This is a genomic window from Methylosinus sp. PW1, assembly GCF_000745215.1.
GTDB lineage: Bacteria > Pseudomonadota > Alphaproteobacteria > Rhizobiales > Beijerinckiaceae > Methylosinus.
The window spans coordinates 427,172-453,326 of the sequence record NZ_JQNK01000008.1 but is presented as its reverse complement, the minus strand read 5'-3'; the positions used below and the strand labels follow the sequence as shown (position 1 = coordinate 453,326).

At 63.2% G+C, this 26,155-nt stretch carries 26 protein-coding genes and 4 pseudogenes; 14 read left to right on the top strand and 16 right to left on the bottom strand.

Features of this window, described 5'->3' with window-relative positions:
- Positions 1-26: 26 nt before the first annotated feature.
- Both K369_RS26345 and K369_RS07765 read right to left on the bottom strand, forming a co-directional pair.
- Positions 27-467 (bottom strand): hypothetical protein, encoded by a 441-nt coding sequence (locus K369_RS26345; RefSeq protein WP_156967790.1) that lies wholly within the window; start codon positions 465-467, stop codon positions 27-29.
- Positions 468-716: 249 nt separating this feature from the next.
- Complete coding sequence (locus K369_RS07765; protein WP_084570563.1) at positions 717-1,853, bottom strand: N-acetyl sugar amidotransferase; 1,137 nt, start codon at positions 1,851-1,853, stop codon at positions 717-719.
- A gap of 918 nt (positions 1,854-2,771) precedes the next feature.
- Between K369_RS07765 and K369_RS27925 the strand changes: the two genes are divergently transcribed.
- Both K369_RS27925 and K369_RS24585 read left to right on the top strand, forming a co-directional pair.
- Complete coding sequence (locus K369_RS27925; protein ID WP_036289700.1) at positions 2,772-3,170, top strand: transposase; 399 nt, start codon at positions 2,772-2,774, stop codon at positions 3,168-3,170.
- 32 nt (positions 3,171-3,202) lie between these two features.
- Positions 3,203-4,024, top strand: a pseudogene (locus tag K369_RS24585) (IS66 family transposase); the annotation flags it as partial.
- 485 nt (positions 4,025-4,509) lie between these two features.
- On the opposite strand, the pseudogene K369_RS07740 reads toward K369_RS24585, so the two are convergent.
- Positions 4,510-4,782: pseudogene (locus K369_RS07740) on the bottom strand (IS256 family transposase); the annotation flags it as partial.
- 64 nt (positions 4,783-4,846) lie between these two features.
- Between K369_RS07740 and K369_RS28215 the strand changes: the two are divergent.
- The 3 genes from K369_RS28215 to K369_RS07725 all read left to right on the top strand — a co-directional run bounded on the left by K369_RS28215 (position 4,847) and on the right by K369_RS07725 (position 7,287).
- Positions 4,847-5,338 (top strand): helix-turn-helix domain-containing protein, encoded by a 492-nt coding sequence (locus K369_RS28215; RefSeq protein ID WP_084570560.1) that lies wholly within the window; start codon positions 4,847-4,849, stop codon positions 5,336-5,338.
- 31 nt (positions 5,339-5,369) lie between these two features.
- The gene (locus K369_RS28210) at positions 5,370-5,594 is read left to right on the top strand and encodes a hypothetical protein (protein ID WP_084570559.1); all 225 of its coding nucleotides are present in this window, start codon (positions 5,370-5,372) and stop codon (positions 5,592-5,594) included.
- A gap of 100 nt (positions 5,595-5,694) precedes the next feature.
- Positions 5,695-7,287 carry an OprO/OprP family phosphate-selective porin gene (locus K369_RS07725; RefSeq protein WP_245278133.1) on the top strand — a complete coding sequence of 531 codons (1,593 nt, stop codon included), beginning with the start codon at positions 5,695-5,697 and terminating at the stop codon, positions 7,285-7,287.
- Positions 7,288-7,381: 94 nt separating this feature from the next.
- On the opposite strand, the gene K369_RS07720 is transcribed toward K369_RS07725, so the two are convergent.
- The 4 genes from K369_RS07720 to K369_RS07705 all read right to left on the bottom strand — a co-directional run bounded on the left by K369_RS07720 (position 7,382) and on the right by K369_RS07705 (position 10,025).
- Positions 7,382-8,218, bottom strand: a complete 837-nt coding sequence (locus tag K369_RS07720) for a TauD/TfdA family dioxygenase (protein ID WP_036289693.1) — start codon at positions 8,216-8,218, stop codon at positions 7,382-7,384.
- Positions 8,219-8,326: 108 nt separating this feature from the next.
- Positions 8,327-9,004, bottom strand: a complete 678-nt coding sequence (locus K369_RS07715; RefSeq protein ID WP_036289691.1) for a DUF3313 domain-containing protein — start codon at positions 9,002-9,004, stop codon at positions 8,327-8,329.
- Positions 8,988-9,344, bottom strand: a complete 357-nt coding sequence (locus K369_RS27115) for a hypothetical protein (RefSeq protein WP_198033072.1) — start codon at positions 9,342-9,344, stop codon at positions 8,988-8,990. Before K369_RS27115 ends, K369_RS07715 begins: the two co-directional genes overlap by 17 nt.
- A 24-nt stretch (positions 9,345-9,368) precedes the next feature.
- Entirely contained in the window at positions 9,369-10,025 is a 657-nt protein-coding gene (locus K369_RS07705; RefSeq protein WP_036289689.1) for an outer membrane protein, read from the bottom strand.
- Between the two features lie 172 nt (positions 10,026-10,197).
- On the opposite strand from K369_RS07705, the gene K369_RS07700 reads away from it, so the two are divergent.
- Complete coding sequence (locus tag K369_RS07700; protein WP_051949137.1) at positions 10,198-10,887, top strand: TetR/AcrR family transcriptional regulator; 690 nt, start codon at positions 10,198-10,200, stop codon at positions 10,885-10,887.
- Positions 10,888-11,051: 164 nt separating this feature from the next.
- Here K369_RS07700 and kdpC read toward each other — a convergent pair whose 3' ends face one another.
- The 4 genes and pseudogenes from kdpC to K369_RS27110 all read right to left on the bottom strand — a co-directional run bounded on the left by kdpC (position 11,052) and on the right by K369_RS27110 (position 14,638).
- Entirely contained in the window at positions 11,052-11,651 is a 600-nt protein-coding gene (gene kdpC, locus K369_RS07695; RefSeq protein WP_036290326.1) for a potassium-transporting ATPase subunit KdpC, read from the bottom strand.
- 11 nt (positions 11,652-11,662) lie between these two features.
- Entirely contained in the window at positions 11,663-13,765 is a 2,103-nt protein-coding gene (gene kdpB, locus K369_RS07690; protein ID WP_036289686.1) for a potassium-transporting ATPase subunit KdpB, read from the bottom strand.
- Positions 13,766-13,782: 17 nt separating this feature from the next.
- Positions 13,783-14,058 (bottom strand): annotated as a pseudogene (locus K369_RS07685) (potassium-transporting ATPase subunit KdpA); the annotation flags it as partial.
- Positions 14,059-14,146: 88 nt separating this feature from the next.
- Positions 14,147-14,638: an SEC-C metal-binding domain-containing protein gene (locus K369_RS27110; protein ID WP_036286326.1), complete on the bottom strand. Its 492-nt coding sequence runs from the start codon at positions 14,636-14,638 to the stop codon at positions 14,147-14,149.
- A gap of 36 nt (positions 14,639-14,674) precedes the next feature.
- On the opposite strand from K369_RS27110, the gene K369_RS07675 reads away from it, so the two are divergent.
- The 4 genes from K369_RS07675 to K369_RS07660 all read left to right on the top strand — a co-directional run bounded on the left by K369_RS07675 (position 14,675) and on the right by K369_RS07660 (position 18,581).
- Positions 14,675-15,247: a hypothetical protein gene (locus K369_RS07675; RefSeq protein WP_036286329.1), complete on the top strand. Its 573-nt coding sequence runs from the start codon at positions 14,675-14,677 to the stop codon at positions 15,245-15,247.
- A gap of 87 nt (positions 15,248-15,334) precedes the next feature.
- Entirely contained in the window at positions 15,335-16,783 is a 1,449-nt protein-coding gene (locus tag K369_RS07670) for a DDE-type integrase/transposase/recombinase (protein ID WP_036286332.1), read from the top strand.
- Positions 16,780-17,634 carry an ExeA family protein gene (locus tag K369_RS07665; protein WP_051948640.1) on the top strand — a complete coding sequence of 285 codons (855 nt, stop codon included), beginning with the start codon at positions 16,780-16,782 and terminating at the stop codon, positions 17,632-17,634. The genes K369_RS07670 and K369_RS07665 overlap by 4 nt, the downstream gene beginning before the upstream one ends.
- Positions 17,631-18,581 (top strand): AAA family ATPase, encoded by a 951-nt coding sequence (locus tag K369_RS07660; protein WP_036286335.1) that lies wholly within the window; start codon positions 17,631-17,633, stop codon positions 18,579-18,581. The genes K369_RS07665 and K369_RS07660 overlap by 4 nt, the downstream gene beginning before the upstream one ends.
- Before the next feature lie 163 nt (positions 18,582-18,744).
- On the opposite strand, the gene kdpA is transcribed toward K369_RS07660, so the two are convergent.
- Positions 18,745-20,208: a potassium-transporting ATPase subunit KdpA gene (gene kdpA, locus K369_RS07655; protein ID WP_245278132.1), complete on the bottom strand. Its 1,464-nt coding sequence runs from the start codon at positions 20,206-20,208 to the stop codon at positions 18,745-18,747.
- 34 nt (positions 20,209-20,242) lie between these two features.
- A complete protein-coding gene (gene kdpF, locus K369_RS25455) occupies positions 20,243-20,332 on the bottom strand; it encodes a K(+)-transporting ATPase subunit F (protein ID WP_084570557.1) in 90 nt (29 codons plus the stop codon).
- A 502-nt stretch (positions 20,333-20,834) separates the two neighbouring features.
- On the opposite strand from kdpF, the pseudogene K369_RS26335 reads away from it, so the two are divergent.
- Both K369_RS26335 and K369_RS07650 read left to right on the top strand, forming a co-directional pair.
- Positions 20,835-20,999 (top strand): annotated as a pseudogene (locus K369_RS26335) (ATP-binding protein); the annotation flags it as partial.
- Between the two features lie 209 nt (positions 21,000-21,208).
- Positions 21,209-21,616, top strand: coding sequence for a hypothetical protein (locus K369_RS07650; protein ID WP_156967789.1), 408 nt, complete (start codon positions 21,209-21,211; stop codon positions 21,614-21,616).
- A 6-nt stretch (positions 21,617-21,622) separates the two neighbouring features.
- Here the strand turns inward: K369_RS07650 and K369_RS07645 are convergent, their stop codons facing one another.
- The 3 genes from K369_RS07645 to K369_RS07635 are packed head-to-tail and all read right to left on the bottom strand — an operon-like array spanning position 21,623 to position 23,882.
- On the bottom strand, positions 21,623-22,975 hold the full coding sequence (locus tag K369_RS07645) for a HAMP domain-containing sensor histidine kinase (RefSeq protein WP_036289679.1): 1,353 nt from the start codon (positions 22,973-22,975) through the stop codon (positions 21,623-21,625).
- Entirely contained in the window at positions 22,972-23,634 is a 663-nt protein-coding gene (locus K369_RS07640) for a response regulator transcription factor (protein ID WP_036289677.1), read from the bottom strand. The genes K369_RS07645 and K369_RS07640 overlap by 4 nt, the downstream gene beginning before the upstream one ends.
- The gene (locus K369_RS07635; protein WP_198033071.1) at positions 23,634-23,882 is read right to left on the bottom strand and encodes a PepSY domain-containing protein; all 249 of its coding nucleotides are present in this window, start codon (positions 23,880-23,882) and stop codon (positions 23,634-23,636) included. The genes K369_RS07640 and K369_RS07635 overlap by 1 nt, the downstream gene beginning before the upstream one ends.
- A gap of 359 nt (positions 23,883-24,241) precedes the next feature.
- On the opposite strand from K369_RS07635, the gene K369_RS07630 reads away from it, so the two are divergent.
- Positions 24,242-24,877, top strand: coding sequence for a cytochrome b/b6 domain-containing protein (locus K369_RS07630; RefSeq protein WP_198033070.1), 636 nt, complete (start codon positions 24,242-24,244; stop codon positions 24,875-24,877).
- A gap of 2 nt (positions 24,878-24,879) precedes the next feature.
- The gene (locus K369_RS07625; protein ID WP_156967827.1) at positions 24,880-26,127 is read left to right on the top strand and encodes an efflux RND transporter periplasmic adaptor subunit; all 1,248 of its coding nucleotides are present in this window, start codon (positions 24,880-24,882) and stop codon (positions 26,125-26,127) included.
- The last annotated feature ends 28 nt before the right edge of the window (positions 26,128-26,155 follow it).

Here is a 26,155-nt window from a genome sequence, read left to right as displayed (position 1 = left end):
GCTCTCTGTGACTATCCTGTGGCTAGTCACAGTGTCTTATCCGACGCGCTGATTCGTAAGGCGGTCGCTGTCGGACGAATACCTTCCATCGGGCGCCCGACGTTTTCGTTTTCGAACTGGACCTTTGCCCAGCGGTTCCACTGATAGCCGAAGTTGTGGGAATAACCTTCGTCGCTGACAAAGCGAGGGATGCCATTGCGGATCGCGTAGCGCGCAATTGAAGAACAAAGCCAGCCTTCGATTACGTGTTCGCCTTCGCATTTGGTAGGCTTGAGCATTAGTGGCTCGCGCGTCTTTGGTCGGCCAACAACGCCAAGAATTTTCTGTGCATCGGCACCGTTCCTTGCTTTTGAGCGCGCGAAACCCGGACTCGTCCCAGAAAAACACCTCGCCGCCTTCAGCCGCGGCCTTCCGCGCAATGGCCGGATAAATGCGGTCCGGCGCTCAAGAAAATTGTCGGCAAACACGATATCGAACGTGGAGTCGTCGTAAGGTGCGCAAGGCCCTTGAAGTTTAGTTGCTCGATGATGCCGGCGCCTAGGTCGAGAATGGTGCGGCCGGGTCGGATGGCGCGCAGGATACGCTCGCGAAAGAGCGGGTCATCCCAGTTCCGTGCGAACGTCGGGTAGAGCTTGCGGTCCAGCCAGTCACCGCTGTGGCACGATGTTTCCCTCCGGTCACGGTAGGGTCGTTCACAATTCTCCGGAATTCACGATTCATCTCTTACCTCCGATTTCTAGCCCGAGCAGCCGCATCATCGGCGCGCCGATGGCGTAGATCCTGCTCTGCGACCGGTAGTCTCGATAGGTGCGCTTGGGCAGATGGAGATATCTCTCGAGTTCTTCGACTGAGACGCCGAGCTTGGTCGCCACGAACTCCTTGTCGTGAGCAATCGTCTCGGGATCGTACGCCGGATTCTCAAGCTTCTCCAATGCCTCCTCGCGCGCCATCTGACCGGTGACGATAAGGCTAGAGAACTGCACCCGGCGTGTGTCGTAGCCGAATCGGGTCGGTAGCCAGTAGCCCTCGTAAAAGCGGGTGAAGCGCGATTCGAAATGCTTTCGCGGATAGGGTTGCCAGCCAATCTTCTCCTTTAACAGTCGGATCGCCTCTTCCTTGTGATATGGCATATAGTTCAACGGCCGCTCCACGCGGATGCCCTTGATGTATGGCAGGTAGACCTTGTGGTACAGGATGGAGGTGGTGGGGAATTTGACGAGCGCACGTGTCCCAAAGCGCTTATGGATGTCCCTGAGCTGCATCGCATCCGACTGATAGTACATCCACTCGATCGGGTTACGCATGCATTCCGTTGAATAGTTGGCGCCGGTAAGGATGTATTTCACATCATGCTCGGTGGCGAACTTGTACATGCTGGCGAAGAAGGCGTGGTCCTGCGGCGTGTCGATGTGTGGCAAGCCTGACTTGAAGAAAGCGAGCTGGAGATCGCACATCTCCTCCCAGTCGATGACGTGAGTATAGAGATCGAGGTGGAGATGCTCTATCAGCCTTTCAATGTTATTCACTGCTTCCTGAGAGTTCCAGCCGGCGTCGACGTGAAACACCAATGGCCTGAGCCCGAGTTCTTCCTTCGCCAGCCAAGTGAGATAGGAACTGTCGATGCCGCCGCTGACACCGACGATGCAGTCGAAATTGCGGCCCTTCCCAGCTGCCTTGATGCGAGCGACGGTCTTATCCAGTTCGGTGCGGCCACGCACATCAGTATGCCAGTTCGGCTTGATCTTTGTCTCGAACGTCAGGCAGTGGTCGCAGACTCCATGCTCGTCGAACGTGATGGCGCTGTCGCTCGTGTCCATTACGCAACTGGCGCAGATGCGGTATGCGCGCTCCATCAATTCCGTCCTCCACCCGTGCGCCGACGCGCCGCCAAATCAATTAGACAATCGCGCCGGACCGAAACCGCCGCCTCGAGCGCCTCTCCACCCGCAAGCCTTTGCCCTTGAAACTCCAGGCCCTCGCCGGAGCCAATGGCGTTGCGCGCGCTACATCTCCGCACCCAAAAAAATCGCTGCGTTCTCGATCCAAGCCGGCAAGCGCTGCATAATCGCGGCTAGACGGTTCACTCCGGTCGCCGGCAGTCGCCGCCACGACTTTGGACTCTCCACCGTTCGGATCGAAACCGAAATCGATGCTCATTTCTCTGTTTCTATAATGACGAGCGAGTGACGTGAAGACTCAGCGGCACTCGGCGCGTGAGCGCAGACGACGCGTGTTCACCACGCAATCGGCTCAGTGGTTGGTGCGATGCGACCCCGATTACGGTGCGCGCGCAAATTCTGATCGCTGAACTCGGCGAGAGGTTTCGACGTCGACGACGAATTTTGCTGATGCGCCTCGGTTCGTTCTTCCACGCTACCGCACTTCGGGTGAGTGAACACTCTGCCCGTCGCGGTCCGAAAGAGGTGCGCCTAGGCGCTGAAATAACCTAACGCGGCGAACGTTGCCCGATCTATCCGGTCTTTTTCGTATGGCTCGGACTCTACGGAAAGCGTGCTGTCGTTAGGTTCCCTCGCAGGGCATGTTGAAATTGGCTGACGCAGCTCACCAAGCCTTGCGCTTTGCGGCATTCAATCCAACGATCTGCGCCATTCCTCCCGGATCGTCCGCCGAGCTCGCGGCCATGCTCGCCGTCTATGGTTACGCTTTCGAATGGACGGCTCTCGCGCATGACGGTAAGCGCAGCTTTGACCCCACATTCCGATTTTTCGCGTGATTTGCGAGGCTTTGGTCTCTGATAGGGAGATCGGCCTGTGCATACGCATGATGATAAGCTCGAACCGAAAGTGGTCCGGCGGCTCGAGTCGATCACGGGGACCGGGCGGCGGCGAGCATGGTCGCGCGCGGAGAAGGCGCGTATTGTCGAAGAGACGCTGGCGCCGGACGCGATTGTTTCGCATATCGCTCGCCGACATGGAATGACGCCGCAGCAGCTATTCGGGTGGCGGCGAGAGGCGCGGCGGCAAGCAGGCGCCAATGGGCCTGATGGTCACTCGTTCGCGCGCGTCGTCGTCGGTGCGGCGAACGCGAGCGCCACGGCGACGGATCATGCGATGATCGAGATCGTCATAGGTGCGGCTTTGGTTCGCGTTCCGCCGAATGCGGACACCGCGACCTTGAAGATGGCCCTGCGCATTCCGAAGGCCGTGTGATGATCGTCCGGCGAGCAATGTGAAAGTCTTGATCGCAACGAAGCCCGTCGCCGGGGCTCGATCCTGGTCGAGGACGAGCCAAGATCGGCCAATTCTGGGCCTATGCCCGCGACGATCGCCCTTGGAACGGCCCCGAGCCGCTTGGCGTCGCCTACATCTATGCGCCGGATCGCAAGCACGAACGGCCCGCCGCTCATCTCGCCGGCTTCGAAGGCCTGTTGCAGGTCGACGGCTACGGCGCCTATGAGGCTTTGGCGAGAGGCGGCGATGTCACGCTCGCCTTTTGTTGGGCGCATGTGCGCCGTCGCTTCTTCGAGATCCAGGCGGCGACGCCCGCGCCGATCGCCGCGGAGATGCTCGCGTGCATCGGCGCACTCTATGATATCGAGCGCGACATTCACGGCAAAAGCGCCGAGACGCGCAAGAGCGCCCGCCAGGCCCGCGCCAAGCCGATCGTCGAGGCGATGAAGCCATGGCTGGAGGCCAGACTGGCGACGATCTCAGGAAAATCCACGCTCGTGGTCGCCATCCGCTACGCCTTGTCGCGATGGGAAGGGCTCGTCCTCTTCCTCGACGACGGCCGCGTCGACATCGACTCCAACGCCGTCGAACGCGCTATGCGCCCGATTGGGCTCGGGCGTAAAAGTCATCTTTTTGCTGGCTCGGACGGCGGAGCCCAGCATTGAGCCGTTCTCGCTTCACTCGTCGAGACGTGCAAGAGATATGAAATCGATCCGCAGGCCTATCTCACCGACGTCCTCTCGAAGATCGTCGGTCGTCACCCCATGAGCCGCATCGACGAGCTCCTGCCCTTCGCCTATATCAAGAATGCGCCAGAACAGGCTGTGGCCTGAAAGCGACGCTTACGCATGACGTCTACGTCGATCTCTCCCACGCTCTACAGGAAACGGCTCCGACACTCGCCATAGCGCTCTAGATCGGCTGGCTCACATTGCGCAGGGGTCTCAAGCCTCTGCGGCGCGCAGCCGGCCAGACGCAGGCGATGGGCGCCACCCGACTCGGTCAACGCATCTCGCTCTCTATCGGAGGCGGACCCGGCGCCGGGAACCAACGCGTTCCGCCGATCGGCCGGGAGAATTTCGGACACCGTCCTCGGAGCAGCGAACCCCAAAGCGACACGGCGCGCCGAACGACCGAATTCGGCGTCGCTGCGAAGATGGTCTTGAGGACGGCGCGTGCCGCGTGCTCCGAAATTCCGAGCCTCTCGGCAGCCGACTTCGGAGCCAACCCGGAGCCTACCAGCGCCGCCAAGCGAGCTTCGCCGAGCGTCAGTCCCCGCACGTCGCGAGCTATGCCCGAATGTAGGTGACGGCGTGAATCAAGCGGCGGATTTTTGATCGGGCGCGGTTTCGATTCCGTCACGGAATTTTACACCGCTGATGAGCTTCGGCAACAGCTTTTGTCCTTGCAGCCTGCGCCAGCTTTTCGACGCCTCCATCACCAGCTTGAACACCATCAGCCGCGCCGTGTCCTGCGAGAGCGCGCCTTTCGTGCGCACGGTTCTGTGCCGCACCGTCGCAAAGGTGCTGTCGATCGGATTCGAGGTTCGCAAATGCGTCCAATGCTCGGCAGGAAAGTCGAAAAACGTCATACCAACCCTCTGAGATGCTGACTCATGTCGAGGGATTCCCGAATCGGCTGAAATTTGATTCGACTTGGCGAACTATGGGAGGTTCGTCTTGGCGGCAGCGATTGGGCTTCGAGGCGATTACGATGCCCGCTCCTTGCGGGCGATAGCGAAGCGATCGAAGGACGGTCCGCAAGCGCGCCGTCTCCTCGCCCTGGCGTCGATCTATGATGGCGGCGCACGAAGCGAGGCGGCGAAGATCGGCGGCGTCACTCTCCAAGTCGTTCGCGATTGGGTGCTGCGTTTCAACGCCGGCGGGCCAGACGGGCTCGTCGATCGCAAGGCCCCCGGACAACCCTCACGGCTCGAGTGCGCTGGCGGATCGTCGATCTGCGCCAGTGGACATTCGAGGAGTTCCGCGTCGTCGTCTCGGAACAGACCATGGGCGAGTGCCGTCGGCGCTTGCCGAATCGAGAAATTCTGCGACCCTGATTCTCGGCCTGGGCGCCAGCAACCCGAGGAGAGCGCCGCGGGCCAGATTTCGAGCGCTCGCCGATCGCTGCTTCTTTCCGGCCGCTGACACCCGCCGCCTCTCCCGCCGCAAATCCAAAATGGCGTTCCGCGTCGACTTCACGCGGCACCTCGATAAGCTCGAGGGCCGTGGCGCGGGCGCGCTCGTCAGGCCAGGACGCTGGCCGGAGTCGCGCTCCGCCTGCCGAACCCGGCCACGCAGCGTTTCGCTGCCGCCGATCTTTGCCGCGATCGCCGCCCATTGCGAGGCATGGTCGCCCTGGTGCTCCACCGACGAACGCAAGGCCTGCTCGAGCGAGTCGTGATTAACGAGCTATCGGGCTGCTGGAGGAAATGCGCATGTTCGGCAAAGGCGGGAATCGAGCAGATCGAAGGAGTGTCGCAGCTGCAACGCTCATAGCGGCGTTGGGCGCCCCCGTCTCGAGTCTCGCCGATACGGCCCGTGAGATAAAAGCTTTGAAAGCGGAGCTGAAACGCCTCGAGACCAAGCTCGACGCCCAGTCCCGAGCAAATCGAGCGGCGACGGAGCGCCACGATCCGACGAAGTCCGCTCCGGCTGCGGCAGTCCCGCCACCCGTCTTCGTCAGCTTCAAGACCGGCCTCTATGTCGAGAGCGAGGACAAGAGCTTCGATTTCAAGGTCGGCGGACGCATCCATACGGACGGCGGCTTCGCCAGCTCGGCGGACACGATAAGGCGCAGCAATATCGGCTTCCGCCGCGCCGAGCTCGAAGTCACGGGACGCGCCTATGGCAATTGGATCTATCGTTTCCAATATGATTTCGCCACCGCCGCCGGAGGCGTCGCCGGCATTCGCGACGCCTATCTCGCCTATCGCGCCAAATTCCTGCCCGAGTGGATCAGCGCCCAGCCGGTCTCCTTCCAGCTCGGCAATTTCCACGAGCCTTTCGGCCGGGAAGCGCTCGATTCCGACAAGCACATCACCTTCCTCGAACGCAGCCTGACGGCCAATCTCGGTCCCGCTCGCCACATCGGCGCAGCCGTCGGCGTCGGCGATGCGAGCTGGGCGCTCAAGGGCGGCATTTTCTCCACCAGCCCGCAGGATACGGCGAGCGCCCCGCCCACCGGAAACGCGCAATATTGGGACGCTTCGGCGCGCGCCGTCTATGCGCCCATTCACGAGGAGGATGCGCTGCTCCACCTCGGCGGATCCTTCGTCTATCATCGCCCCAATGGGACGACCGCGGCCACCGACGCCACCAATCTGACGCCCGGCGCCTCCGGCTTCGAGCGCGAGCTCACCGGAATTCTCGGCGCGGGTGGGGCGACGGTCCGCGTGCCCGCGGCGCAAGATCTTTCCTGCGCGGCCTCGGCGGCGACGCTCAATGTCGCGACGACCGGCGCAGGCCAGCTGGTTGCGCCTTTCGTGCAGCGACCCAGCTGCCTGAAATATTCCTATAATTACGGCTTCGAGGCCGCCGCGGCCTATGGTCCCGTCTCTGTCGAGGCGGAATATGTCGGCGCTCAATATCAGCGCGACGCCACGCTCGCCTTCCTCTACGCCAATGGCGGCGGCGCGCAGCTGCATTATAGCGCCTATCATGTCGCTGCATCTTTGTTCCTCACCGGTGAATCGCGCGCCGCCTCCTATGAAGGCTATGACAAAAATTGGAGCGCGCCCGGCACTTTCGCCGATGTGAAGATCAAGGACCCTCTGAACAAAGGCGGCTATGGCGCCGTCGAGGTCGCCGCGCGCTATGAGGGGATCGATCTGAACAATGGCGGACTCGTCCCGGCGAGCTTCGTCTATCTCGCGACAGCCACGGGCTCGGCGGCGCAAAAAGCCGTCGCCAATACGGCGACGCTCGGCGGCCGGCAGGAGAATCTCACCGTGGCGCTGAACTGGTATCCGGTGCGCGGCGTGCGCCTGCAAGCGAATTGGACGCGCGCCATGACGTTGATCGCGCCCGTCGATCGCGCATTTCTCAACGGCGATCATCCGAGCCTGTTCCTGGCGCGGGCGCAAGTTTTTTGGTGAGGCAGAGTGCAGCTTCGGGTCGATAAGAGCTCGCTTCCAATGAAAGAAAGCGGCTGACGAAAGGCCCGATCGCTCGCCAGAGTCCGCATTCTCGTCAGGCCAGAGGCTCCTCGCCGGCGATGGTCGTGCGCGTCATCAGCCGACCGCTCTCGGCGTCATACGGCGTCACGCGATGCATGGTTCCGGCATTGTCCCAGATGAGAAGATCGCCGACGCTCCATTCGTGCCGATAGACGAATCTCGGCGATATCGCCCATTGCGTCAGCTCGGAGAGAAGCGCGCCGCCTACATCCGGCGCCAGGCCTTCGATATGCGACGCCGTGCATCCGAGCGCGAGCGACTTGCGTCCTGATTTATGCGTCCACACCAGCGGATGTGTTTTCGGCTCGTGACGGCGCCATCGGCGCAGCTCGTCATCCGTGGGCGTTTGGTTCACGAGCCGCTGGGCCGCTTCGACGCTATGGACGACGCGAAGCCCTTCTATAGCGCTCTTGACCGAGACCGGCAGCTCGTCCCAGGCGGCGTAGCAATTGCTGAATTCAGTCTGACCGCCGACGGACGACAAACGCTTCGCATTCAATATCGCCGCGCGCGCCGGAACGTCATCGCTCGCGCCGTCGAAGTGCCAAAAGAACGAACCTTTCAAATATTCGGCCGCGAATGCGTCGACCTTCTTATCGAGCGTGATCGGCAAAAGCCCGTCGCCGCGCAGCGGAACGATCTCGCCGAGCGTGCGGGAGAGAGCGAGCTGCTGCGCGTCATCGAGGTGGAGTCGCGGAAACACGATCACCCCGCGTCGTTCCAGAATGTCGCGGATCTCCGCCGCATATTCGCCGCGCGTCAGCGCCGCGACATCCATCTCGATCGAAGAGCCTATGCACGGCGTCAGATCGAGAATATCGAAGCCGCGTCGAATGGTGATCGCATCCATGCTCGTCTCCTCATGCGCATGTGTCGAAAGCCCCCGCCCGTGACATGGAAAGAAAAATCGCGCTGCGTGCCGACGGCGGTCTGCGCGCCGATCGACATTGGCGCGGCGTCAGGATTTCGCTGCGCGCGACAGCTGCTCCAGAAGGTCTTCGGCGCCTTTCTCTATTCCCGTCCGCGCCGCCGATAACGCGCCGACGCTCGCCGGAATGTTCAGTGGGCTGGGATATTGCTTGGCGACGAAAGCGGTGAGCAATCGATTGTCGGAGGCGTCGCGTATCTCGACCGCGTAGAACACCGAGCCGGTCAGCAGCCCTTCGCCGCCACGCACGGTCTGCACGCCATTGTAGAGACCGCCCGCGAGATCGAAGCGCGAAAGCGTGCTGAGCACGGGCGTGCTCGTGACGGCGCCGGTCAATGTCAATTTCAGCCGCAGCGTATTCGCGCCCGGCCGGTCCGTTATGGTGAAGCGGCTCCTCAGCTTCTCCGCGAACTCGCTCTGCATATGCTCGGCGAGCGAGGTCTTGTCGGCTACCGCCATATCGCCGAACTGATGATCGGAGCCGCGATAGATCGCGACGGGATCGATGATGACCCTATTATAAACGCGCCAATCGGTCGCGGCGGCATAGCGAAACGGAATGCGCTTGGCGTCGTCCTGCCGATTGGGCTGCAAATGCGCCGAGGATGGAAGCCCGGAATAGGCGATGGGATCCACGCTCGAGCAAGCGCTCGTTCCGAGGCAGAGCAGCGCGACGGTTGGTCGCAACATTTTATCCAGTGCCGCCATACAATAATACTCCTTTGCGTCGAACGCCGCTCGAGTGCGTCGCCGCGTGATCGTTCGGGATCGATTTTCGAGGCTTGCGGGAACGCGCGCGAGTCGACGTCTTCGGCCGCGCCGAGGCGCTTTCCGACTTCGACCCGTCCGGCATGGCGGCGGCGAACGAGAAGCTGCGGCCGCCGAGCCGCCCGCGATAAGGCGCGCGATCATCTCCGCGTATCAGATCGAAGCTCACGATCGTGTTCGGCACGGCGACAGCGAGCACGACTTCATCGCGAGCGAGGACGTCGACCTCGAGCGCTTCGTCGGGCCGATCGGAATCGAGAAGAAGGATGCGTCGCGTCACGAGCTCGTCCCCGCCTGCATGTCGTCACGGCTGCGAGAACAAATCGAAGTGATAGTTCACGCCGACGCGAATGGTGTGGAATCGTGCGTGACGATCGGCGACATCCTTCCGCAGATCCCGGTAGAGATCCGTGTAGAGATATTCGAGCTTCGCAGACCATTTCTGCGCGAAAGCCCATTCCACGCCGCCGCCTGCCGTCCAGCCGATGCGCAGCTTGCCGTCATCGACGATCTTCGGTTCGCCGAAGGCCATGCCGCCCGTGGCGTAGATCAGCAAGCGCGGCTCCGTGAGCGCGAAGCCGACGCGTCCGCGCGCCGTTCCGAACCACGGAAGCGTCGCATCGCGATGATAGGGGCTGCCGTCTCGCGCCTTCAGGCTCGACGCCTGCAAGTCGTTCTCGGCGCCGATGACGAAGCGAGGCGACAGCTGATAATTGAAGCCGATCTGTCCGCCGCCGACGACGCCGCTCGGCGATTTGTCGGCATAGGCGCCGACTCCGGCTCCCACCGCGCCGCCGGCGTTGAGGCCGCCGTAGAGGCCCGTCCAGATGAAGGCGGGCGGCGGCGGCTCGAACGCAAAAGACGGCTTCATATAAGGAAGATCGGCCGCCGGCGCGGCGCCTGCGCTCGCGGCCAGGACGAAAAGCGCCCGCGTCAAAGCTGTCGAATATCTCACGATCATGTTTCCGGTCCCCTGCGCTCGGACTCCCTCCGAGCAGCCGAGGAGGAAAATACGCGACGCCGTCCGAATGTCAACACTGTTGACACAACAATGTTGACACTCGCGCCTTCCCGTCTCATTTGACCATTGTCAGCAGACGAATAATCTGCGCGGAAATGGGAGGCGGATCGATATGGCGACGCTGGCTGAGCTTCAGGAAAAGCGCGGCGGAGAGATCACACGGCGGCGCATACTCGAGGCGGCGCGCGCGCGTTTCTCGACCGCCTCCTACGAGGATGTGAAGCTCCGTGAAATCGCCGCCGAGGTCGGAGTGGATGTCGCGCTGGTCCATCGCGCCTTCGGCTCGAAGGAGCAGCTCTTCTCGGCCGTCCTCTCGACCTCCAAGGAGGCCGAGTCGCAATCGACGCTCGACGCCGGCCGCCTCAGCGAGGATTTCACGGACGGGTTTTTCAGCGCGAGCCAGAACGAGACGCTTCAGATCGTCGTGCGCTCGCTGACCAATCCACAAGCGCGGGAGGTATTGCGCGCCCGCAGCTTGACCGAATTCATCGGCCCGGTCGCCGCCGCTCTCGAGGGAGCATCGACGATCGAGCGCGCAACCTTGTTCAACGCCTGCCTCGTCGGAATGGCGATCTTTCGCGAAGTCTTGGGAGCGCAAGCGCTGCAGGACGCCAATAGCGCCAAGACGCGGCCCTTGATCGCACGGGTTCTCGCAGCCTGCCTCGCCGAGGAGCCGAGCGCCGCGCCGGAGCCGAAAAAGGATGGTCCAGCGAAAGCTCCTCGCCGAACGGCGCGGAAAAAGGAGCCCGTGGCGAAGAAGCCGTCTAAAAAGCGCGTTCCGACGAAGTCTCGCGGACGCTGAGCCCGGCCCGCTATCGGCCGCTCACGTCTTGCGCGCTCGCGAGTTTCCGCGGACGCATGATGAACCGCCGACTTTGGCGGAGCCAATGCGAAAAATGCGCGAGGCGCGACGAGCCGCCGCGCCTCGGATAGAGGGGAACCAGACGACCGAGGCCGCCGGCGCCATCAATGCAGCTCGTCCAAAGCCAGATTGAGCTCCAGCACATTGACGCGCGGTTCGCCGATAAAGCCGGCGGCGCGCTGCTCGATCCGGCTCTCGACCAAGGCGCGCACCCGGCTCTCGGGAAGCTTGCGCGCCGCAGCGACGGCGGGCGCCTGCGCCAGCGCATATTGCGGCGAGATGTGCGGATCGAGACCGGAGGCCGATGTCGTCACCGCATCCGCCGCGACCACATCGATGCGCCCGGCGGCGAATTCCGCCTCGATCGCAGCGTTCACGCGATCGACGAGCTTTTGCGAGGTCGGGCCGAGATTGGAGCCGCCGGAATTCGCCGCATTGTAAGGCGCATCGATCGTCTTGCTCGCATCATTGGGGTCGGGCGCGCTCGTTGCCGAGGGGCGGCCGTGGAAGTAATGATCCGCCACGAAGTTCTGGCCGATCAGACGCGAGCCGACGACGACGCCCTGACGCTCTATGAGGCTGCCATTGGCCGCGTCGTGGAAGGCGAGCTGCGCCAGCCCGGTGATCGCGAGAGGATAGGCGAGGCCAGTGAGAAGGGTGAAGAGAACGATCATCACGATCGCGGGACGAATTTGGGAGAGCATGAGAAGCTCCTTCACGCGAGATGCAGGACCAACACGATCATGTCGATCAGCTTGATGCCGACGAAGGGAATGATGACGCCGCCAAGGCCGTAGATCAGCAGATTCCGCCGCAGCAAGGCGGCGGCGCCGATCGGCCGATAGGCGACGCCTTTGAGCGCCAGCGGGATCAGCGCGATGATGATGAGCGCGTTGAAGATCACCGCGGAAAGAATGGCCGATTGCGGCGAGACGAGCTTCATCACATTGAGCGCGCCGAGCTCTGGATAGGTCACGACGAACAGGGCTGGGATGATGGCGAAATATTTGGCGACGTCATTGGCGATGGAGAAGGTCGTCAGCGAGCCGCGCGTCATAAGCAGCTGCTTGCCGATGGCGACGATCTCGATGAGCTTGGTCGGATCGCTGTCGAGATCGACCATATTGCCCGCCTCGCGCGCCGCTTGCGTGCCGGTTTGCATGGCCACGCCGACATCCGCCTGCGCCAGCGCCGGCGCGTCATTGGTGCCGTCGCCGCACATTGCGATGAGGCGGCCGCCCTGCTGCTCCTTGCGGATGTAAGTGAGCTTGTCCTCCGGCGTCGCCTGCGCGATGAAGTCGTCGACGCCCGCTTCCGAGGCGATGGCCGCCGCCGTGACCGGATTGTCGCCCGTCACCATCACCGTCTTTATGCCCATGGCGCGCAGCTCGGCGAAGCGCGCCTTTATGTCGGGCTTGATGATGTCCTTCAAATGCACGACGCCGAGCAGACGGCCGTTCTCGCTGACGGCGAGCGGCGTGCCGCCGGCGCGCGAGATGCGCTCCACCGCGCGGGTGAAATCCTCTGGCGCGCGCAATGTCGCGACGGCCGCGCGCTCGAGAATTTCGGCGCCCGCGCCGTCGATGTCGGCATCGCCCGTTATGGATTGCGTCTGCGCGAGAATGGCGTCGACGGCGCCCTTGCGCAATGCGCGGCCGGGCAGATCGACGCCGGAGATTCGCGTATGCGCCGAGAAGGGAACGACGCGTGCATCGGCGCCGATATCGGGAGCGGCGAGGCCATAGCGGCTCTTGGCCAGAGCGACGATGGAGCGCCCCTCCGGCGTCTCGTCCGCGAGAGAGGCGAGCAGCACGGCCTCCGCGAGCTCATGCTCACCGACGCCGCCGACGGGGAGAAGCTCATCCGCCATGCGATTGCCGAAAGTGATCGTGCCGGTCTTGTCGAGCAGCAGCGTGTCCACGTCGCCCGCGGCCTCCACAGCGCGGCCAGACGTCGCGATGACATTGAAGCGGATGAGGCGATCCATTCCTGCGATGCCGATCGCCGACAGGAGACCGCCGATCGTCGTCGGTATGAGACAGACGAGCAGAGCGATGAGCACGGTGAGCGACAGCACGGTTCCCGAATAATTGGCGAGCGGCCACAGCGTCGTGCAGACGATCAGAAAGATGATGGTCAGGCCCGATAGCAGGATCGACAGAGCGAGCTCATTCGGCGTCTTCTGCCGCTCGGCGCCTTCGACGAGCGCGATCATTCGGTCGATGAAGGTCGAGCCGGGCGCGGCGGTGATCTTCACCCGCACCCAATCGGACAACACAGTGGTGCCGCCGGTGACGGCGGAGCGATCGCCGCCCGCCTCGCGAATAACCGGGGCCGACTCGCCGGTGATCGCCGACTCGTTGACAGAAGCGACGCCCTCGACGACCTCGCCGTCGCCGGGAATGAGGTCTCCGGCTTCGACGAGCACAACATCGCCGAGCTTCAGCTCCAGCGCGGAGACGATGTCATAGTCACGCGATCCACCTTTGGTTCGCTTGGCTTTCGTGTCCGTGCGCGTGCGACGCAGCGCGTCGGCCTGCGCCTTGCCGCGACCTTCCGCCACGGCCTCCGCGAAATTGGCGAAGAGGACTGTGAACCATAGCCAGGCGGCGATCTGGCCGGAGAAGAGCGCGCTTCCGTCATTCGCGAGGAGATCGCGAATGAACAAGAAGGTGACGACGGCCGAGACGGCCTCGGTGACGAAGATCACCGGATTGCGCGCGAGCCTGCGAGGATCGAGCTTCTTGAAAGCGTCGATCGCCGCGCGGCCGATGATGGCCCGATCGAGCAGGCCAGGAGCAGCGACTTTGGACGACATTTGCGTTGATCTCCGGATCAGAAGGTCTTGCCGGCGGCGAGCAGCAGATGCTCGACGACGGGACCGAGCGCGAGCGCCGGGAAATATTGCAGCAGATAGAGCACGACGATGACGCCGAGCAGCAGGCCGATGAACAACGGCCCATGCGTCGGGAATGTACCGCGCGACGCCGGCGCCTTTTTCTTTGCGGCGAAGGAGCCCGCCATCGCCAGCACGGGAATGACATAGGCGAAGCGGCCGAGCGTCATCGCAATGCCGAGCGTCGTGTTGTACCAAGGCGTGTTGCCGGTGAGCGTGCGCGGACAAAATGAGGGCATGAACCCGGTTTTTTGAGCAGGATACGTGATGGGCTGCGAGTCGAGCCCTTCACTCATCGTGATTTCAGGAAGACTGACTCTCGTGTGGAGGCGCGATTGGCGGGTCGAGCTGCTCTATGAGCTTGTGGAAGACGGTTTCGAACTCGGCGTCGTATTGTTCTTTGTGCGAGCGGATGATGTCGATGACCTTCCGGTAGCAGTCGGCCGCTTGCCGATCCTCGCCTCTGGCCTGATAGACCATGCCCAGGCGATCATAACCGTCATGCATGTCAGGAAAGCGCTGGAGGAGTTCGCGGGCGGCGCGCTCGGCCTCATCGAGCGCGCCCGCGTGCACGAGATCGACAACGGCGTTCGACGCCACGGTCAGCTCATCGTCCATATCCTCGTCGCTGTCGAAGCTCCATAATTCGGCGGCCGCGACACGGGCCGCGCGGTCGGCCGCGTCGCGTGCCGCGTGGGCGGCGCGCTCGGCGTCTTCATCCTTGGCGAGGCAGCAGTGCTTGTACTTCTTGCCGCTGCCGCAGGGGCAGGCGTCATTGCGTCCGATCTTGGCCATCGCGGCTTTCACTCTCGAACAAGAACGAGGCATCCCTTGTATCGGTCCCTGCTGGCGGACGCCAGATTCCACGAGCTTCTCCTCGCCTTCGACCGCGATCTTGCGGCGAGGGCGCGCGAGGTGAGATGCGCGCGCTGCGGCGGCGCGCTTCATTCAGGCAATTTCCTGCGCAAGCCCAGAGGCGGTCCCGCCGGGCTCGGCGCAGACCACAATTTGCGCTTCAGCTTCTGCTGCGCTGTGCAGGACTGCCGCAAGCGCGCGACGCCCTCGTCGTTCCGGTTTCTCGGGCGCAAGGTGTTTCTCAGCGCGGTCGTCGTGCTGGTTTCGGCGATACGCAATGGCGCGGCGGCGTCGGTTCGCGAGCTCTCCAACCTTGTCGGCGCAAGCCGCAACACGATTCAGCGCTGGCGCCAATGGTGGCGCGATGTCTTCGCCGCAAGCCCGTTCTGGAGGGTGGCCGCGGCCGCCTTCATGCCGCCCGTCGCCCGAGAGGAGCTGCCGACGGCGCTCCTGGATCGCTTTTCCGGCGCCACCGCCGAACGACTGACCGCGCTGCTGCGATTGCTTTTGCCGATCACCGGAGGGGCCGCGCCGATGCTCGCTGCATGAGGGTTTTCGTCGGCCCGCAGAAGACGCCCGTCGCGGGTCGACGGCCCCGCCGTTACCGTCCGCCAGTCCACTCCAAGGAGCGTCGGCATGGCGAAAGGGCGGGTGCACGAGCAATGGGCGCAGCTGCGCTTTTCGGTGATCGGGCAGCTTCTCGCTGCGCCGCCCGAGAAGGGCGCGCTCCGTTCGGCGCTCGTTGAGCTTGCGGCGCGCGAATGGCGCCATCCAACGACCGGCGCGCCGGTGCGCTTTGGCGCCTCCACGATCGAGCGCTGGTATTATCGGGCGCTCGGAGAGCGTCAGGACCCTATCGCCGTCCTGCGCCGCAAACGTCGCCAGGACGCCGGCCAGCAGACAGCGCTCGGCGTGCCGCTGCGCCAGGCGCTGCTCGCCCAATACGCTGCGCACAAGAGCTGGAGCGTCAGGCTGCACTGGGACAATCTGGTCGCCTTGGCTTCGAGTCGGCCCGAGCTTCAACCCGTGCCGTCTTATGCGACCGTCCTTCGCTTCCTCAGGGCCAATGGTCTGGACAAACGCCGGCCGCTCACCTCGCGGCTGACGGCGGGCGCATTGCGGGCCGAGGCGCGCCTCGAGCAACGCGAGGTCCGCAGCTACGAGGCCGAATATGTCAACGGCCTGTGGCATTGGGATTTCCATCACGGCTCGCGCAAGGTGCTGACGCCGCGTGGCGAGTGGCGCACGCCAATGTTGCTCGGCATTCTCGACGACCGTTCGCGACTCGCCTGTCATCTGCAATGGTATTTGGCGGAGACGGCCGAGAACGTCGCGCATGGTCTGTCACAGGCGATCCAGAAGCGCGGCCTGCCGCGCGCCGCGATGAGCGACAATGGCGCGGCGATGACTGCGGCGGAGATCCGCGAGGGCCTCGGCCGGCTCGCAGTCCTGCACCAGACGACGCTCCCCTATAGCCCCTATCAGAACGCCAAGCAGGAGGCGTTTTGGGGTCCAGTCGAAGGCCGGCTGATGGCCATGTTGGAGGATGTGCAGGACCTCAGCTTGGCGACGCTCAACGAGGCGACGCAGGCCTGGGTCGAGTACGAGTACAACCGCAACATCCATTCGGAGATCGGCGAGGCGCCCGTCACGCGTTTTCTCGCCGGCCCCGAGGTGACGCGGCCGAGCCCCGACAGCGCGAGCCTCAAGCTGGCCTTCACGAGGACCGAGCAGCGGACGCTGCGCAAGAGCGACGGCAGCCTCCTGATCGAGGGCCGCCGCTTCGAGGCCCCGAACCGCTACCGCCACCTCACGCGCCTGGAGGTCCGCTTCGCCAGCTGGGACCTCGGCTGGGTCCATCTCGTCGACGCGCAAACCGGCGCGGTGCTGTGCCGGCTGTTCCCGCAGGACAAGACCAAGAACGCCGATGGGCGCCGCCGGTCGCTGGAGCCGATCGCGGCGGAGCCCATCGCCATCAAGCCTGCCGGTGGCATGGCGCCACTGCTCGCCAAGCTCATGGAGCAGCGGGCTGCAACGGGGTTGCCGCCCGCCTACCTGCCCAAGGACGAAGGAGAAGAGTCTTGAACCCCAAACTATTGGCGCTCTACGGCCTCAAGTGGAACCCCTTCGCGCCGGGCGCGCCGACCGAAGCGTTGTTCGCCACGCCGCGCCTGCGCTCCTTCTGCTGGCGCGTGGCGCAACTCGCCGAGGAGGGCGGCTTCGCCCTCGTCACCGGCTCGCCCGGCGCCGGCAAGTCCGCCGCCCTGCGCATCCTGGCCGAGCATCTGGCGACGCAGCGCGACGTCAAGGTCGGCGTGATCAGCCGTCCCCAGGCCGGCATCGGCGACTTCTATCGCGAGATGGGCGATCTCTTCGGCGTCGAGCTTCGCCCGAACAACCGCTGGGGCGGAGCCAAGAACCTGCGACAGCGTTGGCAGGCTCATATCGACGACTCTCTCAATAGGCCCGTCCTGATCGTCGACGAGGCCCAGGAGATGCTGCCGCTCGTCCTGAGCGAGCTGCGCTTGCTGTCCTCGGCAAAACTCGATTCCCATATTCTGTTGACCGTCGTTCTGGCGGGAGACGGACGGCTCGTGGAGCGTCTGCGGTCCGACGAGCTTCTCCCGCTCGGCAGCCGCATCCGAGTTCGCCTCGCTATCGACCGGGCGACGCCGCAGGAGCTGCAGGATTGTCTCAGACACGCCTTGCAGCAGGCCGGCGCGACGACGCTGATGACCCCGGAGCTGATCGTGACCCTCTGCGATCACTCCCAGGGCAATCTGCGCGCGCTCATGACGCTTGCGGGCGAGCTGCTCGCGACGGCCGCCGAGCGTGACGCCCGACAGATCGACGAGAAGCTGTTTTTCGAGACTTGCGCCATGGCCCCTCCGCCCGCCCCGCTCTCGACTGCGGCCGGAACTCGGCGTAGACGATGACGCCGCTTCCCGTCACGCCCGCCCATCAGCTCGCCGATCGCCCTCCAGACAAGGACTGGCTGGTCACGGGGTTGTGGTCCCAAGAAGCGGTCGGCATCATCGGCGGCGAGCCCAAATGCTGCAAATCCTTCCTCGCGCTAGATCTGGCCGTCGCCGTCGCCGGCGGCGCGCCCTGCCTGAGGCGATTTGGCGTACCCAAGCCCGGCCGCGTCCTGCTATACGCCGCCGAGGACGCGGCGCACATCGTCCGGCGCCGGATCGAGGGCATCGGCGCTGCGGCCGGCCTCTCCATCTTTGATCTCGACATCCAGGTCATCACCGCCCCGTCGCTGCGCCTCGATCTCGACGCCGATCGCGCCAGCCTCGAGGAAACCATCGCGCGGCTGGAGCCGCGCCTGCTCATCCTCGACCCCTTCGTGCGCCTGCATCGCATCGACGAAAACATCAGCGGCGAAGTGGCGCCGCTGCTGGCGTTCCTGCGTCAGCTCCAACGCCGTCACGGCCTCGCCGTGATCCTCGTCCACCACGCGAGAAAGAACGCGAGCAGCATGCGTGCGGGCCAAGGCCTACGTGGTTCCTCAGAGTTCCATGCCTGGGGCGACTCCAACCTCTATCTCCGCCGAGACGGCGACGCGCTCACCCTGACCGTCGAGCACCGCGCCGCGTCGGCCATGCCCGCCATCAGGCTCGAGCTCACCGAGCGCGCCGACGCGCTCGCCCTCGAGGTCGTGGACGGCAGGCCACAACCCGCACAGGGCGCAGAAGCACGCTCGATCGACGAGCGCATCGTCGCGGCCCTCGCGGAAGCCGGCGCGCCGCAGCCCTTTGCCGATCTGCGCGCCTTGTGCCGCGTGCGCACCACCACGCTCTATCAGCGTCTGGCCGCCATGGCCGCCGCGGGCCGCATCGTCAAATCGACGGACGGCTATCGCCTCGCCACGGGCTGAGTGATACGCCGCGATAAACGGCCGCAACCAAATCAGCCCCGCTGTGGCCGCATGCCCTCTCAAGTCACTCAGACGTTGACTTCCCACTTCCGCTTCCCACCACCCCTACAGCGTGCGGGAAGCGGAAGTGGGAAGCCCATCAAAAAGCCTGATGAGCACGACATCAGAAACCGTGATCACACTCACCGGAAAGGCCCGCGAAGGCCGAGCCATTATTGTCGGTCGTCGAGGCGAAGGCGTAGACGATCTCCGACAGACCGTGCGGGCCGGCGTTGTTCAAGCTCGCGAGCGCGCCCGGCAGCAGCGCGGAAGCCGCGGAGAATCCGAGCACGCAGAGCGGATAGATCAGCACGGCGAGCATGGCGAGCTTCATCTCCCGCGCCTCGATCTTCTTGCCGAGATATTCCGGCGTGCGGCCGACCATGAGGCCGGCGACGAAGACCGCGACGACTGCGAGCACGAGAAAGCCATAGAGACCGGCGCCGACGCCGCCCGGCGCGATCGAGCCCATCAGCATGTTGAACAAGGGCACGAGGCCGCCGATCGGCATGAAGGAGTCATGCATCGAATTGACAGCGCCGGTGCTGGTGCCTGTCGTCGCTGCGGCGAAGAGCGCGCTGGTGGCTACGCCGAAGCGCACCTCCTTGCCTTCCATATTGCCGGGCGAAGGATCGACGCCGATCGACGTCAGCAGCGGATTGCCGGCGGCCTCCGCCCAATAGGCGATGAGCACGCCGCAGACGAGCACGATGAGCATAGCGATGGCGATCGCGCGGCCTTGCCGAAAATCCAGCACCGCGCGGCCGAAGGCGAAGGCGAGCGCGAAGGGAATGACGAGCAGCGCCCATATTTCGAGGAGATTGGAAATCGCGTTCGGGCTTTCGAACGGATGCGCCGAATTGGCGTTGAAGAAGCCGCCGCCATTGGTGCCTAGCTCCTTGATCGCCTCCTGGCTCGCGACCGGGCCGATCGAGATCACCTGCTTGGCGCCCTCTAGCGTCGTCGCCTCGACAGAGCCGAGAAGCGTCTGCGGAACGCCGAGCGCGACCAGCGCGAGCGCGAAGACGATCGACAGCGGCAGCAGCACATAGAGCGCGCCGCGTGTGAGATCGACCCAGAAATTGCCGACCGTCGGCGACTCTGCTCGCGCAAAGCCGCGCACCAGCGCGAAGGCCATTGCGAGGCCGGTCGCAGCGGAGAGGAAGTTGTGAACGGTGAGCCCGAGCATCTGCACGAGATGGCTCATCGTCGTCTCGCCGGCATAATTCTGCCAATTGGTGTTGGTGATGAAGCTGATCGATGTGTTGAAGGCGAGATCGGCCGGGACAGGATCGAAGCCCTGCGGATCGAGCGGCAACACATTCTGCAGGCGCTGCAGCGCATAGAGCGATGCAAAGCCGACGACGCTGAAGGCGAGCATGGCGCTCGTATAGACGAGCCAGCTTTGCTCACGCGCCGGATCGACTCCGGCGAGCTTGTAGAAGACGCGCTCCACGGGAAGCAGAACGGGCGTCAGAATAGTGCGCTCGCCGGCGAGGACGCGAGCGATAAAGGCGCTGAGCGGCACGGCGGCGAAGACGACGGCTGCCAGCACGACGGCGATTTGCGCCAAGCCAATGGCGTTCATGATCGTTTCCTTTACGGAGCCCGAGACGCTCGGCTCAGAATTTCTCGGGATGAAGGAGCGTGTAGACGAGATAGGCGCCGAGCAGCACGGCGACGCCCAGGCCGATGATCGGTTCGAGCATCATTCGCTCCCTTTTCAGAGCCGCCCGCAGGCGCGCGCATAAAGCCCCATCAGCGCGAAGAGAATCGCGCCGAGGCCGAGATAGACAAGGTCGAGCATGATCAGTCTCCCTTTCGACAATGCTCGGGATATGCCTGCAGAGCGCGTAAGGAGGCTATTCGGATTTGCCCCGTCGGGCGTAAGGACCGCATAAGGATCCGCTCGCGCGGCGTGCAGCGCCAATGAGATGACGTCCGAGGAAGCGGACGAAAACCGTCGTATCGAGGTGGCGCAGAATGCGCGCACAGCCGCCACGGCCTAGAGACCAGGATGATATCGCCTATAAATCAAGAGACTATATTCTCCGCGGCGCCCATGATGGGCTGGACTAAAATATTTGTAATTTCAAATAGATAGCACGCTCCGTGTGCAGAGATTGTTCTCTTTTTCTTCCTGCTCGCCAGGCCGCGCTGGAACACGCAGCTCCTCTCCTTGGCGCGACTTTCGGGCGCCCATCGGCATGCGATTTCGCCAAATGGGCCGCCGTCTTCGGGGACGCCAAGATGATGACGGCTCTGCTCGATCGCCTCACTCACCGCTGCCACATCCTCGAAACCGGAAACGACAGCTTCCGGTTCAAGGACATGTCGGCGAAAGCGGACAAACCAGCAAAGGAGAAGACCAAAACTTGACGACCGACTGCCCCGGAAACCATCCTCAACCTGGGTCAGTTCTCAATGGAAATTCTGAGTCTAATCTCGACGGAAATAGACAGCAATTGTAATGATAGCCGTAAAAAGCCCGACAATGAGATTGTTAATAACTCGTTAATCGGACACCATCTATATGGTTTCGAAGGAAGGTCGCGTGGTCCCTTCCGTACGATGGAAAAGGCCCATCCATGAAATGGACACAAGCGGTTGTCATCGGGTTGATCGTAACGATGGCCCCTACTCTGGCACGCGCTCAAGAAGAAGAGGAGGACCGCCGAAGAGACTACATGCATCGCCTTCATGAGGATTGCGAGAGTGGCGACGAAGAGGCGTGCGCCCGTCTCGACGAGATGCGCGAGGAATGGCGCGAGCGGCGCCGCCGGCGCGAATATGAAGAGTGGCGCCGAAGGCAAGACGGGCCGCGTGATTATGACGAAGACCAAAACAGGCGTCGCTTCGTCCCGCAGGCGGATCCCAAAATCGCATTGTGCCTGGCGATCGAAACGAATTACAACAATTGCATGAGGCAGCACGGCGGACGCCAGAACGAGTGCGCCGCCTGGGTCTACGAGCTGAAGGCGAACAAATGCTTCTGAGCGCCATCATGCAGGCAGTGTGATAATCGCCTGAAACCCGTGAGGGCTGCGAGTTCCAAAGCGAATTTGCCCGCCATAGGCGTCGACGATGTCCGACGAGATGGATAGACCGAGCCCGGTGCCCTCGGTCTTTTGGTCGAGGCGAACGCCACGCTGCCCGAGCTCGACGAGCTTCTCGGGGGGAACTCCCGGGCCGTCGTCCTCGACGAGAATCGACAACACGCATTCGCGTTCCGCCGATACATGGACTTCCGTGGCCGCCCATTTGACCGCATTTTCCAGGAGAGCGCCAAACAGCTCCGTGGCTTCTTCGACGCCCATGCCGATCGTCACATCCGCAGGAATGTCCAATCGCCAGGACAGAGCGCCGCCACGCGGCGTTCGCATGAGCGCTCTCGTCAAGCTTTCCACCACATTTCGAAGAGGCGTCGCTTGGACAGGCGAGCCGGCGAGCGACTGCAACCGCGCCCGCGATAGCTCCCGATTTATGTGACGCCGCATGCCGAACGCGAGCTCCTGAAGCTCGTCGGCGATCTCGTCTCGACCGTCCTTCCGGAGCCGTTCCGCATCCGTCGCGAGAATGGCGAGAGGCGTCTTCAGGGCGTGCGCCAAATTGGCGGCGCGCGCCTTGGCGCTTTCGACCGCTTTCGCTTTCGCTTCCAGCAGGGAGTTCACTTCGGCCACCAGAGGCATGATCTCCTCGGGGCCATCGACTGTAATCGACTTCTTCTCTCCTGCTCGAACCGCATTGACGTTCCGCCGAAGCGCCTCCAACGGCCTCAGGCCGACCGCGATCTGCCCCCATGACGACGCCAACAAAATGAGCGCCAGCACCGCGAGCGAAGCAGCCACATCGCCAGCAAACTCCGTTCTCGCCTCGAGGATTTCATTCCGGTCGACGGCCGCGGTGATCCGCAAGCGCCGATTGCCGCCCTCCGTCGCGTAATTCACGCGGCGCTCGCCCAGAAATAGGGTCTCGCCATTTGGACCGGGGAGGTCGTGATGGTGAGCGATTCCAGGCTCGATCTCGTCATTCGGCAAATCGATGACATGATCCCATAGGGATCGTGACCGCAGTTTGACGCCGGCTCCATCCTCGACGATTTGCCAATAGAGACCACTGAGCGGCTGGTCGAAGCGTGGATCCGCGAGCGGTCGGCCGAGTTGCAGAGCTCCGTCGGGGCCTAATGACACATTCGCCGCCAATTGCCGAATGTAAGTGTCGAGCTCGACGCCGACGCGACGTATCACATATCGTTCGAACAGCGCCACCAGCGCGACGCCCGCGAGAACCAGCGCGACGCAAAGAGAGAGGGATGCGGCGATCGACAATCTCAGGCGAAGCGATTTCGCCCTCATTTGCCGCCGCCGACAATGTAGCCGAATCCACGCCGCGTCTCGATGCGCTCCGAACCGACCTTTTTGCGCACGCGTCCGACCAAGACCTCGACCGCGTTCTCGGTCTTGTCGCAGTCATGGGAAAAAAGCTGATCCAGCAACTCCGCGTTCGGCACCACTCGGCCGGAGTGATGCATCAGATAGCTGAGCAGCCTGTATTCCTGCGGCGTAAGAGATACGGGTTCACCGTTCAGGCTGACCCGCATCTGACGCGTGTCCAGATGCAGATCTCCTACTGTGACGATGGGCGCAAACAAGCCGGTGGATCTACGCACGATGGCGCGCAGTCGCGCCAGCAATTCTTCCATTCGGAAAGGCTTCGGCAAATAGTCGTCAGCGCCCGAATTGATCCCGTCCACGCGCTCGAGCCAGCTGTCGCGAGACGTGAGTATGAGAATCGGCATGGAGCGACCGCCCGATCGCCATTTCTTGAGAATGGAAAGGCCGTCCATGCTCGGTAGGCCCAGATCGAGGATGACCGCGGCGTAATCCTCGGTGTCGCCCTTGAACCAGGCTTCCTGGCCATCGGCTTCCCAATCGACCACATACCCCGCTTCGTTCAGCGATGCGCTCACGTTTCGCGCGATACGCTCGTCGTCCTCCGCGAGCAGGACGCGCATCAGTCGCCTCTCCTGACGATTTTACCCGTCTGAGCATCGACGCGCGCTTCGATCATGGCGCTGCCGGGGCCGATGATTTTGATTTCGTATATCCAGGCGCCACGATCTCGCTCCAGCTCGACCCCGACGACGTCACCGCGAACGCTCTCCCGTACCCTGGCGAGTATCTTCTCGAGCGGCAGAATTTCGCCCCTTTCGAGCGCTGCTCGAGCGACGTCGTGATCTTCGCGACGAAGGCGCTCCTCCACAGCGAGGGCGTCGCCAGCGCCCATGGCGACGGCCGCTCCGAGGAGCAGCACGGCCACACAACTATGTCCGATTCTTCGTGCCATGACCCTGTATCGCGCGAGAGAGCTGACAAATCCCTGACACGTCTCGACAGCGGATCGACAGGTCTCGTCCTGTAAGAACAGGTCCCGTCGACGCAGATCTGCCCCTCCTCGACCCCATGAGAAAATACGACAACGCGTCACACCTTCACAGAGGCAAGTCGAGACCACGTAACACGCTCTGCGCCGACGGTGGAATTCCTCCCAGCGCCGCCGCGGCTTTTGGGCGTCGAACCCGAAGATCGACACGAGACGCGAACACGGCAGCCAAAGAGCCGTTGAAACCGGCTTTGGCCTGCGATTGGCGTCCTCGAACGGAGTCAGAAATGACCCTTCCCGAAAAAATCCGTCTTTATCATGCCGCCCTGGCAGGGCTGGCGCTATCGGCTTATGCCAGCGGGGAGCTCGGCTCCATTCACGAATGGCTCGGCTATGGCGTGACGTTCATCCTGATCGTCCGCATTATCTGGGGCGTCGTCGAGGCTCGCCAGCTCGGAATCTCTCGGTTTTTTCCGGGGTTGACGGAACTCGGACACGTCCGCTGGTTCGATCACCCCGCGGTGAGCAAGCTCCTCCTTTCGGGAGTGGCTCTTACGCTGGTCTCGACGGTCGTGACCGGAATCTTGGCGGATCGACCGACTTCGCGTCTTCCTTCGCTCCGAGACGAAGCCGCTTTTTCGTCAGCTTCGGAGTGGCATGCGCCGAGCAATCGAGAATTGCGCGGCTCCTCGGAGAAGGCGAGCCTCGATCGGCGCGAAAATGACAAAAGCGAATCCTGGATCACCGAGGTCCATGAAGCGTCGGCGAACTTCCTGCTCGGCTTCGTCATCGCACACGTGAGCTACATGCTGCTGTTCAACCGTCGCCTCGCTGCGTTCATGCTGTTCTGGGTGGGTCGGCGGGCCAGAGCATGAGCATGCCGCGCCCGCTGGAAGCTTTTATTCACTGGCGACGATCCGCCGAGCCCCGCGTGAGCAAGGGCGCCCTCATTTCCGTGGGCGTCGCGAGCGCATTGATCGGCTCCTGGTTTCCGCAAATAGCGGAGCCATTCCGCTCCGTTCTCGCGCCGAAATCGCCGATGATCGGCGCGCAAAAGGCGTCGGACACGGTCAACGGACTCATCAAATTGACGGCCGAGCAGATCGCGGCGGCCGAGTTCGCCGTCCGACCAGTGCAGGGCGGCGTCCTGACGAGACGCATCAACGTCCCAGCTCTTGTTTCCGCCGATACCGACCGAGTCGGACATGTCGCCGCCAAGGTGGTCGGCACGGTCGCCGAATTGCGCAAGAACATCGGAGACTGGGTGGAAAGCGGTGAAACGATCGCCTATCTCGAAAGTCGCGAAGTCGCCGACGCAAAGAGCGATTTCCTCGCGAGCCTTGTGAGCTACAATCTGCAGCAACAGCTCTTCCAGCGCGAGAAAGGGCTGTTCGAAAAGAAGATCACTGCGGAACAAGTGTTTCTCCGCGCTCAGACCGCTCTATCCGAAGCCCAGCTGCGCCTCGATCTGGCGCGCCAGAAGCTCGCGGCCCTCGATTTGAGCGAGGCCGAGATCTCTGCTCTTCCGAAACAACCGACTTCACAGCTGCGCCGCAAAGAAATCCGCGCGCCGATTTCGGGACGTGTGACCGAACGTCGAGCGAGCCTCGGACAACCGGTGGGTGGCGATGGCGAGCTCTATGTCATCGCAGATCTGTCGGTAGTTTGGGCCGATCTGTCGGTAGCGCTGACAGATCTTCCGAACGTGCGCCAAAAGCAGGCCGCCCAACTCGCCGCCAGCGACGGGCGGCAGCTGGAAGGATCCATCATCTTCGTGAGTCCGCTACTCAGCCAGGGCACTCAGTCGGCGCGCGTCGTGGCGAGATTTCAGAATCCGGATCTCGCTCTAAGACCGGGCGGCCTATTGACCGCTCGGATCGACCTGGAGCGTCTGCAAGTCGGCGCGATGATTCCGCGCACCGCGGTGCAGCTGGTGAACCGCGAGCCTTCCGTATTTGTGCGCGTGGACGAAGGCTTTATCCGGCGCAAGATCGAAACGGGAACCTCCGACGAGGAGTCGGTCGAAGTCGTCGCCGATCTGGCTCCCGGCGAATTGATCGCGACCGCCAACACTTTCGCGCTGAAAGCCGAACTGGGCCGCCTGCTGCCGGATCTCGCCGAATAATTCGCTCCCTTTGACGTCTCGATGAAAG

What these genes read in the sequence shown, in the direction of transcription:
- K369_RS07765 (WP_084570563.1), bottom strand. Translation starts at nt 1,853, where the DNA reads ATGGAGCGCGCATACCGCATCTGCGCCAGTTGCGTAATGGACACGAGC.
- K369_RS07650 (WP_156967789.1), top strand. Translation starts at nt 21,209, where the DNA reads ATGAAATGGACACAAGCGGTTGTCATCGGGTTGATCGTAACGATGGCC.
- kdpB (WP_036289686.1), bottom strand. Translation starts at nt 13,765, where the DNA reads ATGTCGTCCAAAGTCGCTGCTCCTGGCCTGCTCGATCGGGCCATCATC.
- K369_RS07720 (WP_036289693.1), bottom strand. Translation starts at nt 8,218, where the DNA reads ATGGATGCGATCACCATTCGACGCGGCTTCGATATTCTCGATCTGACG.
- K369_RS28210 (WP_084570559.1), top strand. Translation starts at nt 5,370, where the DNA reads ATGGCGTTCCGCGTCGACTTCACGCGGCACCTCGATAAGCTCGAGGGC.
- kdpF (WP_084570557.1), bottom strand. Translation starts at nt 20,332, where the DNA reads ATGATGCTCGAACCGATCATCGGCCTGGGCGTCGCCGTGCTGCTCGGC.
- K369_RS07645 (WP_036289679.1), bottom strand. Translation starts at nt 22,975, where the DNA reads ATGAGGGCGAAATCGCTTCGCCTGAGATTGTCGATCGCCGCATCCCTC.
- kdpC (WP_036290326.1), bottom strand. Translation starts at nt 11,651, where the DNA reads ATGCTCTCCCAAATTCGTCCCGCGATCGTGATGATCGTTCTCTTCACC.
- kdpA (WP_245278132.1), bottom strand. Translation starts at nt 20,208, where the DNA reads ATGAACGCCATTGGCTTGGCGCAAATCGCCGTCGTGCTGGCAGCCGTC.
- K369_RS07625 (WP_156967827.1), top strand. Translation starts at nt 24,880, where the DNA reads ATGCCGCGCCCGCTGGAAGCTTTTATTCACTGGCGACGATCCGCCGAG.
- K369_RS07640 (WP_036289677.1), bottom strand. Translation starts at nt 23,634, where the DNA reads ATGCGCGTCCTGCTCGCGGAGGACGACGAGCGTATCGCGCGAAACGTG.
- K369_RS07700 (WP_051949137.1), top strand. Translation starts at nt 10,198, where the DNA reads ATGGCGACGCTGGCTGAGCTTCAGGAAAAGCGCGGCGGAGAGATCACA.
- K369_RS07660 (WP_036286335.1), top strand. Translation starts at nt 17,631, where the DNA reads ATGACGCCGCTTCCCGTCACGCCCGCCCATCAGCTCGCCGATCGCCCT.
- K369_RS07705 (WP_036289689.1), bottom strand. Translation starts at nt 10,025, where the DNA reads ATGATCGTGAGATATTCGACAGCTTTGACGCGGGCGCTTTTCGTCCTG.
- K369_RS07670 (WP_036286332.1), top strand. Translation starts at nt 15,335, where the DNA reads ATGGCGAAAGGGCGGGTGCACGAGCAATGGGCGCAGCTGCGCTTTTCG.
- K369_RS07715 (WP_036289691.1), bottom strand. Translation starts at nt 9,004, where the DNA reads ATGGCGGCACTGGATAAAATGTTGCGACCAACCGTCGCGCTGCTCTGC.
- K369_RS27110 (WP_036286326.1), bottom strand. Translation starts at nt 14,638, where the DNA reads ATGGCCAAGATCGGACGCAATGACGCCTGCCCCTGCGGCAGCGGCAAG.